The following is a 16,386-nucleotide window of genomic DNA, read 5'->3' as shown; positions in this document are numbered from 1 at the left end:
TCCTGAAGGACCTTATTGGCCAATGACAAGTAAAAGTCTTATTCCTTCTCTTTGCTGGATCTTTTATGCTGAACAAAATTATATTCTGACAGCAATTCTCAAAACCTATTTATACAAACTTACGATGTCAATAGAATCCGGTAAGAAATTTGGAAAAGCCTATACTTCTAACGGCTACTCTTGGCTTTCCACGATGTATGTAGATGGCCTTAAAGATTTCGATAAGGCTTGGTCTGTCCTTGAAGAAGCATATGATTATACAAAGTCATCTATTTATAAATATAGACTGGGAGTACTGGCAGTGAAATCTGGGAAAAATCTGGAACAAGGAATAAACAACTTAAATTTTTTCCTCTTAAATAAACCTACAACCTTTCCTGAGCGTTTAATGGCTAAAGACGAAGCAGCATATCTATTACTCGCAAAATGTTATTATATGCAAAAGAACTATATGAAATCAAAAATTTACCTCGCAAAGTGTTTAAAGGTTAATAGTGACTACAGTGCCGCTATAACTTGGAAGAACGAAGTTAAGTTATAGTATTTTTTCACTAGTTTTATTAATCGTTTTCGAAACATTTTTCTCAAGGCTGTATTAGTGTATATAAGTTACAGCTGAAAGAGAGATACATAATAGCAGGATGGATATCTTCGTTTTTTGAGACAGAATCCTGTTTCTAAATTTAATGTAACACTTTGTAAAATATTTAACACAGGTAATGTTGCAGTTTGACCAGATATCTACTTTACTTTTACAATCCAAAATGCTAAAACCTATGACCATGTAAAACTATGCCGATTCGAAACTAAAACCAAATCAGCAATCAACTAAGGCTATTATTAATGAATCGCTAAAATTATTTACTGGACAATCAAAATTCTTTGACATTAATCTAATTAAACCATTTGGAAGTGTCAATTTTCAAAGAATTACGAACAACTTCTTACTGTTTGTGTTGATTTCTTAATAAGAAATTTATTAAAAACACTATGAAATTTATAAAAACTACCAGCCAGGATGGCACAGAAGTTAATCTTCATTATCAAGACTTGGGCTCTGGAACACCAGTTGTCCTTATTCACGGGTGGCCACTCGATCATCAGATGTGGGACTATCAGATTGCTGCACTTACAGATGCCGGTTACCGATGCATTGCTTATGACCGAAGAGGTTTTGGGAAATCAGATAAACCCCTGACAGGATACGATTATGATACCCTTGCAGATGACCTCAAAGCTATAATCGAGGAGTTACAGCTTGAAAATGCAATACTTGTAGGTTTTTCGATGGGAGGAGGAGAAGTTGTAAAATATTTTAGCAGGCATGGTGGTGCAGGGGTTTCTAAGGCCGTTTTGATCAGTTCGATAGCACCTTTCATGTTGCAAACTGATGATAATCCCGAGGGAGTACCGCAGGATAAAATCGATGAAATTGCGAGTAGCATCCAGGCAGACAGAGCTGGCTTTCTTGGCGATTTTGGAAAACAATTTTATGGAGTTAGCTTGCTAAATAAACCGGTTAGTGACCAGATTTTGACCAATGACCTTGTTTTGGCTATGCAAGCAACGTTAAAGTCAACCCTTGCCTGCGCCACCTCGTTTTCCTCGACTGATTTAAGAGGAGATATTTCGGCTATTAATGTTCCTACATTGGTGATTCATGGGGATGACGATCAGACTGTTCCAATCAAGGCAACGGGAGAACAAGCAGCAGCTATGATCCCCGGCGCTGAATATATCATATATGAAGGGGAGCCGCATGGACTTTTCATTACTTCAAAAGATCAGCTTAATGCGGATTTAATCAACTTTATTGGCCGATAATTCATACTCTGCCCATTTTCAGTCTAGAAAATGGGCTTTTCAGTAGACGTATATTTCGTTATCATAATCTAATAACAAGTTGACTAACTAGGAAAGTTAGATACCCTTTTCGATAATAAAAAATTTGTAGAAACGGTTTTTTTTAGTTCAAATAAATAAAAAGGTATCAATTACATCTGGTTATCGAATAATAAATGGGAACTAAACTTTCCAAAATTAAGTTTATATAAACATCATTTGTAAATGTATTTCATTTATTTAAACAAAAGACATTGAGCCTTATTGATACTGTAGAGGCAAATATTAAAATTCGCTTAACATAGTAGATCAAGTAATTACTTTAATAATTTAAAAACATCAAGATGTCAGAAAATCAAAGAAAAATTGAAAATCCACTAACAAAATATCCCCGCCCACCGTTCGTAAAACAACCGCAGGAAGTCCCGGGACTCGCTTCAAAAATGGATCCAATCCCTGATCACGGTGAGGAATCATATAAAGGTTCAGGAAGACTGCAAGGTAGAAAAGCCCTGATTACCGGTGGTGATTCCGGAATCGGACGCGCTACTGCGATTGCATATGCAAGGGAAGGTGCAGATGTAGTAATTAACTACTTACCGCAAGAACAATCTGATGCAGACGAAGTGCTTAGGCTTATCGCTGCAGCCGGAAGAAAAGGTTATGGCATTGCTGGAGATATTACCTCAGAAGAATTCTGTAAGACTTTAGTTGCCCAAGCAGCAGAGAAATTGGGAGGTATAGACATCTTGGTGAATAATGCCGGGCATCAACAGGCGATAGAATCGCTTGAGGAGATAAGCAGTGCTCAATTTGATACCACAATGAAAACGAATATCTATGCACCATTCTGGATTACCAAGGCTGCACTTGCGTTCCTTTCGGAAGGTTCGGTTATCATTGCTACCAGTTCTGTGCAGGCCTACGACCCTTCAGAAAACCTTTTTGATTATGCACAAACAAAAGCTGCAAATGTTGCCTTTGTTAAATCATTAGCAAAGCAGCTCGGGCCAAAAGGAATCAGGGTAAATGGTGTGGCACCAGGTCCAGTATGGACGCCTCTCCAAACCAGTGGTGGACAGCCTCAGGATGCGATTGTCAAATTTGGAGAGGTTACCCCACTTGGGCGTCCTGGACAGCCGGCTGAGTTGGCATCAATTTACGTTCAGCTAGCGGATAGTGCTGCCAGTTATGCTACCGGACAGATATATGGATCTGCTGGCGGGAACGGTCACCCTTAAATTAGCAGACTATAACATAATAAGTAAACCCGGTGCAAGGTATGTTTAACATTCCTTGCACCGGGTTTTGATTTAGTTTCGATTAGTGACTGTTTCATACATACCTTTACTTGGGTATATAGGTCGCGAATAAATAGGTGTAAATTACTTATTTTTATTTAGTGTGTCTGATATCATCGACGCAATAAGGTCGGGATTTTCCAGAGGCATTAAATGACCAATACCATCAATAGTTACCATTTGTATTTCGGGAGATAAATTCGGTATAGTTTGTTCTTGTGTCATCGCCCAATTAATTGCAGGATCATCTTTTGAAGCTATAAGAGTTACAGGAACTTTTAATTGCCTTGTTTTATCTGCGATAGATTCACGTGTTCCTTCATCAATCCACCATTTCCTGGCATCCGAGGCAACCTGCAAAGGGGTTTGAATGGCTATATCTAACCTTTGATGCACTAATTTGGTGATAGTGTCTGCGTCAACTTTTGCTCTCGATTCTTTCAAATCCGGAATCTGGCGCATTTTTGCCTTTTCACTTTCTGGAATATCTTCAAAGCTGGGTGGTGACGGCGCAATCAGAATCAAACCCTGTACCTGCTCATTTTCGTAGTCATTTACAGCGCACTGCAAAGCAATCTTACCACCCATAGAATGGCCTATCAGAATATAGGAAGTTATGCCTTTAGCCATTAACTCTCGCCGAACAAAATCTGCGTAACCCTTAAGCGAAGATTTAGCAAGCATCTCAGTGTTTCCAAAACCCGGCAGGTCAATCGCGATACATGAATAATATCTTTCGAGCCGTGAAATTACAAACTCCCAGCTTTTGGCCGAGCCGCCAAAATAGTGGAGGAATACCAGAGCAGGTTGCATCCTTGTATTCCCATTAACCGTATTTTCCGGACCATTCATCTTAGAATGCGTTTTCTACAGCGCCGCCATCAATGCGGTAGTTGCTGCCATTTACGAAACTTGAAAGTCCGGATGATAGAAATGCGATAACATTAGCTACTTCTACCGGTTTTCCCCTTCTTCCAACAGCAAGATTTGGACGTTTGTTCTTCAAAAACCATTTTATTGCCTCTTCCTTATCTGTACCCCTTTCTTTAGCAAGATCCTCCATCATGGCGTCGGTCATCGGGGTTTCTATAAAGGCCGGTGAGACACAGTTGAACAGAAGTCCTTCTTTAGAATATGACCTTGACAGACATTTAGACAGGTTGATGATACCTGCCTTGCAGGCATTATACGGGGATTCTTCCTCATAGGGCTGGTATGCGTTTTCAGACGAAACCAATACGACCCGTCCCCAATTGTTTTCTTGTAAATGAGGAATAAATGCCCTGCATAATCTTACGGCCCCCATCAAATCCACGTCAATTGTTTGCTGCCAATCTTCATCAGTTAAAGTTAGGAAGTCTCCGGCGGCTCCACGCGCACCTGCACTGTTTATCAAAATATGTGCGGGACCGTACTTTTCTTTAACCTGTTTTGCTAGATTTAATACACTTTGATTATCAGTGAGGTCTACCGTAAGCCAGGTAACTTCCGCTTCAGGCACGGCTGATAGCAGTTTTTCAGATGCTTTTTTTAGGCTGTCTTCTTCAAGATCCGCCAATACCGTCTTCACTCCTGCTTTTGCTAAGATGATAGCAGTTTCCAATCCGATGCCGGAATCTGCACCAGTAATAACAGCTGTTTTGTTTTTAATGTCTAAATTCATATTCATTATTATTGTTTTATAGGTTTGATAATAGTTGTATTTCCTTTTAATGCCTGTTTGTAACCGTTAACCGCACAAATAAAAGAGGAGTGAACGAATGTTTGCGGAAAGTTACCAAGTGAATGACCCGTCATCAGATCTGCCTCTTCGGAAAAATAGCCTAGGTCGTTACTGTAATCAAGCACTTTGTCGAGAATTTTTTTGCACAGCTGAAGATCGCCCGCAATAGCGTAATAATGGGCCATCCAGCAACTTCCCGCTAAAAAGGCGCCTTCTTTGGCTGAGTCAAACTCAAGCAAGTGTCTCCTGTAAAGATGCTCTTCACAGTAATTTTTTTCGAGTTGCTGAATAGTAGCCAACATGTTGTCATCGTGCGCATCATAAACCCCGAAGGGAACATATAATGCAGCAGAAAGATCTACATTCTCTGAGCCAGCATGAACTGCAAATGCACCGGAAGTGGTCAAACAGTTCTTCGAAATAAATTCACGTATCATTGCTGCATTTTTCAACCATCTGTCAGCCACAGCCTGATCCTTTTGATAGGGTGCAATAAGTTCCAGGCCGCGGGCGGCAAATGCCTTGCTGGAAGTATAATGCTGCAACTGTTCTTCCTCCCAGATCCCATTATCTTTTCGTTCCCAGTTTTTACAGATATAGTCGGCAATCTTCTCTACCGTATTCCAATAAATCACTTTACCGGTTTTTTGATAAATGATGCTACAAGCAATTAAGATATTGCCTTCAGCATCTAATTGGAATTGATCTGCAGCCGAATTACCGATCTGTACAGGCCGACTTTGCAAATACCCATTTAGTGGAATTTCTCTTATCTCGGGCGAAACTTTCGTTTGATCAACAGCATAAAAGCATGATATGTGGTCCTCCCCATTTTTTTCCATTGCACCGGAGACAAAGGCGATAAATTTCTCTTCCAGTTCCCCAGTTGTAATGATTTGTGTTAGTGATGAGGTTATTAGCGCCGCATCTCTCATCCAAACATAACGGTAATCATAATTACGCTCACCGCAGATTACTTCAGGTAGGGAAGTGGTGGCAGCTGCTATAATCCCTCCGGTAGGCTCATAAACCATCTGCTGCAATGCTCTGAGCGAGTACCGCACCTGGTTCTCATAAGGACCATGATAATCCACCAGCTTTTCCAGCTCTTTCCATTTTTGAAGTGTAGTACGCAGAAGTTTTCGTAGTTCATCTTTGCTAATTTGATTTGCCTTGCCGAGGTAGGCCCAACCACTTTCTCCAGCAGGAATTTCAAAATGAATAATACCTTTATCAATTGTCAATGGATGCGAACCATGAAAGTAGAGCCCAGATTTCTCTATTTTAAGGCTTTTGGTTGATATGATAGTGTAATCTTCGGCTATTAATCCATAATCGGACCTTATGCTAACCTTGTTTTCAATAGTTGATGGTGCATTCGTAAAAAGCCTACAAATCCCCCTGAAATTTTCCTCTAACGGCATGAAATCTGTAATCGTCAATCCACTTTTGCCGATAGAAAAACTAGTAAATAATACGCTACTTCTGCCATCAAATTGGCGAGTTAGGAATACCTTATCCTTCGCGCTGACTGACCAGTATCCCCCTCTTTCATCATCGAGGAGAGAAGAAAAAATGGCTTCAGTATCAAAGCGCTCAGGGCAATACCAGTTAATGGTAGCAGCTTTGTCCAAAAGCGCGCAGCTCCTTCGATCGCTAATGATAGCCAGATCTTCGATCATGGCTTGTTCCGTCTTCATAATTTTTTTAAAGTTTGCCCCGAGATTAGGAATGATATAATTTGGGTTTGGCGTAAATACTGTGGAATACTGCCGATAAAATTAGTCTGCAACTTGTTCATAATTATCTTATTGTGATGGACAACACGAGATATCACAGCTTTGTTCTTAAGTATACCGGTTTATCTAAACCATTTATCTCTAAGTCTCAACAGCCATTGATTCATACATGAGGAAATGGATATCGCCGAAAATTTTATTATTTGTTGTAATGATCTAGAAGAGGTCTTCTAAAATCACCCTCTTATATGTATTTACTTCTAACTATGACTTTTGTTCCTAGTATTTAAAGAATTTGATGCATTAAAATTTAAAATGTGATTGGAATCTTTAAAAATAAGTTTTGTGATAGCATATTTCTATCCTAAATTATGCTAGTCTAGATATTCGACACTAAATCTAAATGTTCCTTTTTTGAGACAAGACTTACGGTGTATAATTCTTTTGGCCTATCAAAAGGCAACATTTTTTTGGCAAAATATTCCTAAGCTGGATTTTGTCGTGCATTGTAAATCACCATGGTCTGGAATAAATATTATTAGTTGTTAATTAATATATTTATAGCTTTCTCCAGTAATTCGTCCTTTCCACCCATTATCCCTTTAATAGTTGGTCTTACAATACGATTGATTTTCACTCCGGTACCTTGAGATGGCGAATTATCTGGGTAAAATACACCTTTACTTGATATCCTGGTGTAAATGCCACCTGGAAGGACAATAGTGCTTACTTCACCATCTGCACCTGCCGTTTGACTTCCAATTACACTGACGTTTGGTGAACTCTGGAGTGCCATTGTTGTGAACTCTCCCTGGCTCTGCGTGTCTGAATTGACAATCACAACCACCTTCCCATTATATGATTCGCCATTTTTTGAAGGTCCATTATACGCTGAATCAGTGATGACAAATGTACCTGGACTTGAATATTCTACCGTAGACCACTTTAAAAACATACTTTTGAATGATTTAAGGTAGCTTGCAAAGGTGTAAGGCATAAAGTCAGACGGATATTCTCGCAGGTCTACAATTATCCCCTTGGTTTTTGCAAACATTTTTTCCATTAGTGCCAACTCCGAATTTAGATATCTACCTGCATTAACATAGCCAATCTGATCCTTGATTAAATAATATGGCCCTTTTTCCTTTTGTTTAGGCGCTGTATAAGTCGATTTACTCTTAAGCGTTGGGATGTTTAGTTTGATTACCATTCCGTTTCGTTTTACCACAAACTGCATTTCTTCGTCGTTACTTCTCATCAAATAGTTCCATGGCAAATCTCTCAATTGTGTGTCGTAATTGGATGCTGGCGTGATGGGCAAATACCTCTTAACAAGCTTTTCAATTCTTTGCCCGTTGATCGAGACAATAATATCTCCTATTTTGACCTTTCCTTGAATACCTAAAGTATCGGTACGATATCCGGTAACGATTAATTTGTGTTCGACAAAGTCGGATCGAAAGGGAACGCGATATTTACCTTTGATTGATTCTAACGTTGGATAATTATTGAAGATGTTTGCATGAGTGTCCTTAATTGTCGCTATTAGTCTTAGTGTTGCAAGTGTATATTGCTTTGCGTTCTCGGTAGCTACAAACTGCGGTATGAAATCCTTCAAAACTTGGTTCCAGTTGTATTCTGTAATCTCTCTATAGGGCGAATAGTAATTTATGATAGACCAATATCGAAATAACGATAGTAGCCGATATCCTGTATCGGGAAACAACATCTGATCGTAGCTTTTTTCGTTGACGAATAGAGGGTATCCCAGGCTTGGTTCTTTTTTAACCCAATAATTCTGTTTAATGGATCTGTTTTGTTGAATATATTTGAGTTTATTTGTTAAGCTCTCTGATAGTAGTTTCCTTGTAAACAGATCTCCATAATCTGGAGCCATAAACACTTTTGAAGAGGAAAGGATTCTACAGTCATCACACTTTTTCACCTTGGGAAGGGAGTCTATATAAGCCTCTAGAGAATGGCTTAACTCGCGAAGATTATTACATTTTAGTGTATTGGCTAAAATCTTGAATAATTCGGCATCCCAGTTCACCTCTCCGCTACCAGCATATGGGTGGTGGTACTTCAAAAATCCCCATACTTGTCCAACGATGGCGAGATTGGTAATATTTTTGGCATTGATCTGGATATTGGTTATGCCTGAACCATTTAGATAGGAAGTATCTAACTGAGCTTTTTTTGGAGCAATGCGCCTTAAGTTATACATCGGCTTCCCATCCTTATAAAGTCGAAACTTGTCAAACCATACTTTGCCAACCCCCGCTAGAATTCCTCCATAAGCTATCTCCTTGATTTTTTTGGAGTACGGGAGTTTGACACGATATTCGGCCCAATCATGGGTGCCCACATGCTTTATATCGACAAATGCTAACTGTCCATCTTCTGCTTCCAGCTTCAACCATAATCCAGCATAGTCACCCCCAATTTCATCCATTTTCATAAATCCTCTCAACTCTATCGAACCCACCTCCTTGCTATACGTTTCATCTGCCTTTACATTGAAATAGTTACCTACTTCTTGTGGGGTATTAAATTCGATCGAGTTCTCAATCGACAAGCTGTATTTTCCTTCATATTTTGTAATCGAATCTAATTTGATACTGTTGTAATTTGGTGCCTGAAATGACCATCCGCTTGGAAGTGAGCTGGTTTGGTCTACAGACTCGAATCCGTTATTGTGATCAGGGGCCTTATTAAATCTGGAAAATAAAATAAGAAAAAAAAGTAAACAAAATTTCGCCATCTTTTAGTGGTTCGGATTGAGTTGATATAGATGATTGGCGAACCTAATAATTATATCCATTAATACAAAATCTCAAGTAGTAGCCGTTTTTTACAAAAAAATTTAAAAGCGATGTTTAGAAAAACCGGACTTGAAAGGTTCATAGATTTTTAAGGGCTGCCTTGCCACACTCGCACTAGGTGTAATGATCGTCTAATGAACTATTATGTTTTTTTTGAGTAGCTCATTGACCTGGTTCTTTCGAGTCTGATTATGAAAAGTTAATAACCGGCATAAGGTTAATGTTCGTTTTGTGAGACATTTTTTCTATTTGCCGTAATTGGTTTAAGTAAACTTACAGCTGAAAGAAAAATACATATTAAGGGATGTACCCTTCGTTTATTGAGACAAAGTTAATACCACATATAGGAGCTCCAAATTTAGTCTTAATGGAAACCTGGGTTATTTGAACGCTAGGTGATGACGGTTTCAAGCTCTGATTAGGATCGGCATTCTCGCGGTGGGAATAGTCTTAACCTATCTTACGACTATTGCTTTTCAGAAAAGAAACCCCTGGCCTTTAAAACGGTGTTTTTCTTAATTTCAAAAAGTTCTTCTGCATAGGCACCCATTATTGGCTCTACACAGTTTCCCTCTATCTTAAAATATGGAGAGGTAAAAGTCATATTGTGGTAAACGCCGTCTATTATTTTATCAAAGTTTAGTGTTCCGAACGGGATTTTTTCTATTTGCACTCTGGAGGTATCAGAACTGTTGAAGCGTCTTGGGTCGCCGGGACTTGCCCACCTTCCGTTTGTGGTGGGATAGACATCAAAATATTGGTATTTCTCATGAAACAGCTTGCCACAATACTTCGAGACAAAAAGCAGTACGTATTTATGATGGGAGAACGCTGGCACTCCGTAATGATCATAGGCAGTAAACTTTATGGAATCCCCTTTAAAATCTCCATAGAGGTTTTTGATGATTTTGTACGATGCGTCGAATTTTGAATCCATGGAAAACCTGTCGCAATACAGAGTGTCTCTTGCATAATTAACAGAAATTTTTTCAGCAATAAAAACGTAGAGTTTTTCGGCGGGCTGATCACAGTTTTGATATGGCAGGCATGGCTGTTTTAGTAAAGTAATTTCGATGGAGTCCTTCTTTATCAAGTCCGATACCGCATGTCTTTGAGTAATATGTTGATAGGATTTAAAGATGAGAGAATCCTTGAGATCCGCTGTTATTGAAAAGCGGTGCATCGTATTTGGCCTAGCAATATAAACAGTATCCTGAGATAATTTTAAAAACTCTTTATAATGCCCTGAAAACTTTGCTCCTTCACCAGGCTCCGGCGAGGCGAGATATGCTTTTGAAAACTTTTGGAGGGTATCATTTAAAATGATTTGACCAAAAGACATGGACTGAACACTTGATTCCTTTAATATACCAGAGATTTTTACCCTTTGTGCAGCGGCAAAAAGAGATAGCAAGGACAAGTAAATTAATAACGTACATCTGGTAATCATATTTAGAAAACTTTGTTAATGGTTTATACTTCTGCATAGATGCTGTAAGTGTCGATTTTACATAAAATCTAACACAAAAATTTGATGTCAATCATAATAAATTATAAAAAACTCTAATATTATTATTTATAAAAATTCTTTCCTAATTGTCACACTCAAAATTCGCTATAAATTATATACATGAAAAACTTCTTTAATTTGTCGGTTTCGTTCTTGACTTTCACAATATCTTCGGTTTTTGAGACCTATATATCAAATCCCAGCAACGCGCTGCCGATTTCCGCTACATTTTAATATTATTTATCATGCTATAGTTTGCTGTAATTTTTCATTTATAAACTGATGACATCGCAGTTTTACATCTCTCTTTTGAAAATAGATTAAGGTGGTTTTGAACACGAAAAAAGTGGATTCGAACACAATGTAGTATCTCAACTTAGTGAACTTTGATCTGACAAAATTTGGTAAATGAATATGAAAGTAATTGTAACAGGTTCATTAGGGAATATCAGCAAGGTGTTGGTGGTACAGTTGATAAAACAGGGACATCAGGTTACTGTGGTCAGCAGTTCTGTGGCCAGGAAAGCAGAAATAGAACAGTTGGGAGCAAAGGCGGCGATTGGTGAAATCGAAGACGGCAAATTTCTGACCGAAGTTTTCCAGGGTCATGATGCTGCCTACTGTATGATCCCACCATTTAACTTTTTCGGGGACCAGAACCTCGATTATAGGGAAAAGACAAGAGAGATCAGTACGAATTATGTTCATGCGATTCAAAAAGCAGGTATGAAAAAAGTAGTTCATCTGAGCAGCGTTGGTGCCGAAAAACAGACTGGGGCAGGGGTATTGGTTTTCCATTATATTGCAGAAAATATTTTCAAAGAACTTCCCAAGGATGTATCTGTAACGCATCTTCGTCCTGCATCTTTTGATTATAACCTGTATGCCTTTATGGATATGGTTAAAGGCAAAGGTTTTTTGGAAGGTATTATCGGGAAATTACTCTACATGAAACATTATGGTTTCAAGGGTATTATAAAAGGATATTCTGGAATTATCTTATCAAATTATGGAGCAACCGATAAAATCGCCTGGGTATCGCCAATTGATATTGCATCTGCCATAGCCGAGGAAATTAACGACCAGTATGGGGGCAAAAAGATAAGATATGTTGCAAGTGAAGAACTTACCTGTCAGGAGATAGCCACCATTTTAGGGAACGCCGTTGGGAAACCATATTTGAAGTGGGTGCTGATCAGCGATGCGCAAATGAAGAACGCCTTTATAAAGATAGGTGCATCAGAAAAAATCGCCGATGAATTCACGGAAATGAATGTGGGGATGCATAATGGTAGTCTGTTTGAGGATTACTTTAAAAACAGGCCTTCCATTATGGGAAGCGTTAAAATTAATGATTTTGCGAAAGAATTCGCTTTAAAATATAAAGAACAATGAGACATCTATTTTTAACTTTTCTTTTACTTAATTTTTCATCAATGTTATTTGCACAATCAAAAGCTGATGATATTTCAGGTGTATGGTACAGTCCGGTAAAAGAAGGAAATGTGCAGATTTTTAGAAACGGTGAAAACTATTACGGTAAATTAATTTATTTAAAAAATGCCACTGACAAGGAAGGAAAGCCGCTCTTAGACGTGAATAATCCTGACAAGGACAAACGTAAAATGCCCTTGGTGGGAATTCTTTTATTAAGAGATATCAAATTCAATACTAAAAAGAACAGTTGGAAGGGAAAGCTCTACGATTACGATGGAGGCAGGGGCAGCACCTACGATTCATATCTTACCATTGTAAAAAATGGTAGTCTGAATATCAGAGGCTTTTGGGGTCTTTCTTTTTTTGGATTAAATCCCGGGCTTACTTTAAACAGAGTTGATGTGAAATAATCTTATATTTAAATTTTAGAAGCAAGAAGGATGAATGTGCAGCAGCCCTATAGAATAAAAACCATCAAAGAATACCATAAAATATTGGGTGCAGGTAATCCCGAACATCCGATGATCAGTGTTATAGATCTTGCTGAAATAACACCTTACAGAAGTGAGGAAAGTATCCGAGTGATATTTGATTTCTATATTATCTCATTGAAGAAAGTGGAGCTGGGAAATGTGCAGTATGGCTATGGACAGCAAAAGTATGATTTCGATGAAGGCATTTTGTTTTTTATATCACCCAATCAGATATTTTCCTTCAAAGCGGATGAGGATTTCAGGAGTTCTGGGACAATGCTGCTTATTCATCCAGACTTCTTGTGGGGAAATCCATTGGCTAGAACCATAAAGAAATATGAGTTTTTCAATTATGCAATAAATGAAGCACTGTTTGTTTCCGACAGAGAACGATTAGTCTTAGACAGTTTTATCAAGAATATCGAGCAGGAATACCATTCCCATATTGATAAATTCAGTGAGTCGATCATTATTTCCCAAATTGAATCGTTTCTTAATTATTCCAATCGCTTTTATATGCGTCAGTTTCTTACGCGTAAAATATCAGGAAGTCAGATTCTGGATAAACTGGAAAAAATCTTAAATGACTATTTTAATGATGAGGATGTTATTAATAAAGGACTGCCATCCGTACAGTATATAGCAGGACTGCTCAATTGCTCTCCGAACTATCTGAGCAACACTTTAAAAACCCTGACAGGTCGGAATACCCAGCAGCACATTCACGAAAAGATCATTGAAAAAGCAAAAGAAAAGCTTTCGACGACGACACTTACTGTTGGCGAAATTGCATTTGAACTGGGTTTCGAATATCCGCAATCGTTTAGCAAATTATTTAAAAGCAAAACAGATCACTCTCCGGGTCAGTTCCGGGAATCCTTCAATTAATTTTAAACTATCAACTCAAGGATGACCTATTTCATAGCATTATTGAAAGCAAGAAATGAATACTTGTTTTATTTTGGAATGCTCTCTCTGTTAAGTGCAGTCATAATGTTTGCAGTATCAAAATTCAGCAATGTCCAGATCAGTGGTGTGAATGCATGGTACAAACCATCTAAATTTGCTTTGTCAATCGGCATATTCAGTTTGACTATGGGATGGTATACAGGTTACCTTTCTTATAAATACATTCACATATATAATTGGGCAATGATTATCTTCCTTGGATTTGAAGTTTTTTACATATCACTTCAGGCTTCTAGAGGTCAGTTGTCCCATTATAACATCAGTTCAACTTTATATGCTTCACTGACTGTGGTCATGGCTATTTCAGCAATAGCGGCCACATTATACACTGGATATATCGGGATCTTGTTTTGTACGGGGGATTTTGCTGAGCTTCCGGATTACTATCTTTGGGCTATTCGCTTTGGCATATTTTTATTTGCCATATTTGCTTTGGAAGGCACCATAATCGGCGCCAATGGTTCGCACAGGGTTGGTGGTGCTGGTGGAAGCGCAATACCTTTTCTGAACTGGAGTCTTCAATATGGTGATCTGCGCATAGCTCATTTCATAGGGATGCATGCGCTGCAGGTATTACCATTGGTTGCTTTTTATGTACTTAAGGATATTAGGCTGGTTATTTCGGCTGGAATAATGTACGGATTACTTGCTGGTTTTTGTTTGGTATTGGCTCTGAATGCCAGGTCTTTATTCTCATTTTAGTAAATTCTTTAACAATTATTCAGATCAGTATTGAAGTTGGCACCAATATTTCAGATCAGGAATGATAATTACTTACAAATATTAAGGTGGATTGAAAGAGCTTAAGAAATGGTTCTTGATTCTACCTGAACTGTAGTAACCCGGATTGTAATAATTAGGGATGTCATTTGAATTAGAATTTATTCGCCTGCATGGTTTCCCAGAGTTGGAAGCATGGTGATAACTATAGAAAAGGCTGATGTGAGGGATTGTGATTTTGGCAAGTAAGGATGATTAAAGAGGATAATTATCGTTTATTCTCTAATTCAGAGTAGCAGGATATTTGAAAGAACGTTTTAGGTAGTCTACAGTTGCCTGACCCTCATGTTTGTAGATAATTATCATTTTTTATCTTCATCATTGTTTTAGATATAAGCATTGGTTTTTAATTAAATGATTTTCGAAACTCCAATGGTGAAACGTTTGTTTTTATCTTAAAAAGTTTGCTAAAGGACTGGGGATGTTCAAACCCGAGTGCGTAGTCGATTTCGCTCACTGGAAGATAAGTGGTGGATAACTTCTCTTTCGCTTTTTCAATTAGTTTTTGGTGGATGTGTTCCTGAGCATTTTTACCTGTAAGCTGTTTCAGCATGCTGCTCAGATAATCTGATGAAACGTTCATAGCATCGGCAACTTTATTGACGGTAATAAGACCACCTTCCGATTGTTCTTCAGCGGAGAAATAGGAATTCAGAAAATTCTCAACTTTGGTCAGCATTTGGTGACTGCTGATTTTTCTGGTCATAAACTGACGGTTGTAGAAGCGTTCACAGTATTTGAGCAACAGTTCAATCTGAGATACAATGAGACCTTGCGAAAAGCTATCAATATTAGCATTGTATTCTTGTCTTATGTTTTCAAAAATAGTAAGAATAACCGTTTCTTCTCTACCGGAAAGAAACAGCGCTTCGTGAACTGAATAATCAAAAAACGAATATTTTTTAATTTGCTTCGCTAAAGAAAATCCCCATAGGAAATCAGGATGGATTTGCAGAAGATAACCGGATCCGCTATCAGACGAACCCGGATCTTTTTCTATTCGTAATACCTGACCTGGGGCTAAAAAAGACATCAATCCTTCATCAAAATCATAAATCTGTTGCCCATAATGCAGTTTTGCGCCAATATCACGCTTTAAAGCTATCGAATAAAAATCCATAACAAGATTCACAACTTTTGAATCTTCGCTAAATTCCAACTGTGAATAGTCAACAAGACTGATTAGGGAATGTTCCGGTTTTGGGAGTCCTCTGAAACGGTGGTATTCTGTAATCGATTTTATTCTAGCGATTTCCATAGGTGCAATTTAAAGTATTTAAGATCAGTTGTGAATTGGATATTTTTAAAAAAAATGTTATCCCTTAACATTAATTTGTCTTTCCTGACTGGCTTTTCATTAAAAGCCCAAACCAATCCTCCAAATGCCAGGTATGTGTAAGCTTACCATTTTTTAAGTAATGAAATTCGTGCAGCGATACTGATACTTTTTGATGTGTCGGCTTAATCCCCATAATTTCATTGATGTGGGTAAACTCCATTGATGCCCTCACTGCCGCCCGCTCGTGGCTTCCGAAAATGTCGTGGATGATCACCTCGATGTCCGGACAGGTTTCAAAAAGATAGGCCATAATGTTCTTCAGACCTTCGGGCCCGTTTTTCTGGCCAGGTGCAAGTGGGATATCTTTCCAATCCGGCGTACAGATTTCATCCAATACTGAGGGATTTTTCATTTTAAACGCACCGTAAAATTTCCTGATTGTTTCTATCTCGGATTTCGTCAGGTTTTTAACAAAATCATTTTCTTCATTTTCCATTTTCATAGGGGT

14 protein-coding genes are annotated in these 16,386 nt (G+C 38.3%); 7 read left to right on the top strand and 7 right to left on the bottom strand.

Annotation, left to right across the window (positions count from 1 at the left end; translation table 11 throughout):
- The 3 genes from LUA91_RS07450 to LUA91_RS07440 form a co-directional block, all read left to right on the top strand.
- On the top strand, positions 1-541 hold a 541-nt coding region (locus LUA91_RS07450), incomplete at its 5' end, for a lipopolysaccharide assembly protein LapB (protein WP_231425402.1).
- Positions 542-990: 449 nt separating this feature from the next.
- On the top strand, positions 991-1,824 hold the full coding sequence (locus LUA91_RS07445; RefSeq protein WP_231425401.1) for an alpha/beta fold hydrolase: 834 nt from the start codon (positions 991-993) through the stop codon (positions 1,822-1,824).
- Positions 1,825-2,186: 362 nt separating this feature from the next.
- Complete coding sequence (locus tag LUA91_RS07440) at positions 2,187-3,083, top strand: SDR family oxidoreductase (protein ID WP_231425400.1); 897 nt, start codon at positions 2,187-2,189, stop codon at positions 3,081-3,083.
- Positions 3,084-3,227: 144 nt separating this feature from the next.
- On the opposite strand, the gene LUA91_RS07435 is transcribed toward LUA91_RS07440, so the two are convergent.
- The 5 genes from LUA91_RS07435 to LUA91_RS07415 form a co-directional block, all read right to left on the bottom strand.
- Entirely contained in the window at positions 3,228-3,995 is a 768-nt protein-coding gene (locus tag LUA91_RS07435) for an alpha/beta fold hydrolase (RefSeq protein ID WP_231425399.1), read from the bottom strand.
- 1 nt (position 3,996) lies between these two features.
- Positions 3,997-4,806, bottom strand: coding sequence for an SDR family NAD(P)-dependent oxidoreductase (locus tag LUA91_RS07430; protein WP_231425398.1), 810 nt, complete (start codon positions 4,804-4,806; stop codon positions 3,997-3,999).
- Between the two features lie 8 nt (positions 4,807-4,814).
- The gene (locus tag LUA91_RS07425) at positions 4,815-6,566 is read right to left on the bottom strand and encodes a glycoside hydrolase family 15 protein (RefSeq protein ID WP_231425397.1); all 1,752 of its coding nucleotides are present in this window, start codon (positions 6,564-6,566) and stop codon (positions 4,815-4,817) included.
- A gap of 577 nt (positions 6,567-7,143) precedes the next feature.
- Positions 7,144-9,369 (bottom strand): S41 family peptidase, encoded by a 2,226-nt coding sequence (locus tag LUA91_RS07420; protein ID WP_231425396.1) that lies wholly within the window; start codon positions 9,367-9,369, stop codon positions 7,144-7,146.
- Between the two features lie 527 nt (positions 9,370-9,896).
- Positions 9,897-10,880 (bottom strand): hypothetical protein, encoded by a 984-nt coding sequence (locus tag LUA91_RS07415; protein ID WP_231425395.1) that lies wholly within the window; start codon positions 10,878-10,880, stop codon positions 9,897-9,899.
- A gap of 474 nt (positions 10,881-11,354) precedes the next feature.
- On the opposite strand from LUA91_RS07415, the gene LUA91_RS07410 reads away from it, so the two are divergent.
- From LUA91_RS07410 to LUA91_RS07395, 4 genes are all read left to right on the top strand, one after another.
- Entirely contained in the window at positions 11,355-12,335 is a 981-nt protein-coding gene (locus tag LUA91_RS07410) for an NAD(P)H-binding protein (RefSeq protein WP_231425394.1), read from the top strand.
- A complete protein-coding gene (locus tag LUA91_RS07405) occupies positions 12,332-12,787 on the top strand; it encodes a DUF2147 domain-containing protein (RefSeq protein ID WP_231425393.1) in 456 nt (151 codons plus the stop codon). Before LUA91_RS07410 ends, LUA91_RS07405 begins: the two co-directional genes overlap by 4 nt.
- Positions 12,788-12,817: 30 nt before the next feature.
- Positions 12,818-13,738 carry an AraC family transcriptional regulator gene (locus LUA91_RS07400; protein WP_231425392.1) on the top strand — a complete coding sequence of 307 codons (921 nt, stop codon included), beginning with the start codon at positions 12,818-12,820 and terminating at the stop codon, positions 13,736-13,738.
- Between the two features lie 105 nt (positions 13,739-13,843).
- On the top strand, positions 13,844-14,521 hold the full coding sequence (locus tag LUA91_RS07395) for a hypothetical protein (protein ID WP_231425391.1): 678 nt from the start codon (positions 13,844-13,846) through the stop codon (positions 14,519-14,521).
- Between the two features lie 424 nt (positions 14,522-14,945).
- Here the strand turns inward: LUA91_RS07395 and LUA91_RS07390 are convergent, their stop codons facing one another.
- Together LUA91_RS07390 and LUA91_RS07385 are read right to left on the bottom strand one after the other, a co-directional pair.
- On the bottom strand, positions 14,946-15,857 hold the full coding sequence (locus LUA91_RS07390) for an AraC family transcriptional regulator (protein ID WP_231425390.1): 912 nt from the start codon (positions 15,855-15,857) through the stop codon (positions 14,946-14,948).
- 70 nt (positions 15,858-15,927) lie between these two features.
- Positions 15,928-16,380 carry an ester cyclase gene (locus LUA91_RS07385; RefSeq protein ID WP_231425389.1) on the bottom strand — a complete coding sequence of 151 codons (453 nt, stop codon included), beginning with the start codon at positions 16,378-16,380 and terminating at the stop codon, positions 15,928-15,930.
- Positions 16,381-16,386 lie beyond the last annotated feature (6 nt).

The sequence above is a fragment of the Pedobacter sp. Leaf250 genome (assembly GCF_920984735.1).
Lineage (GTDB): Bacteria > Bacteroidota > Bacteroidia > Sphingobacteriales > Sphingobacteriaceae > Pedobacter.
This window is presented reverse-complemented; position numbering and strand designations above follow the sequence as displayed.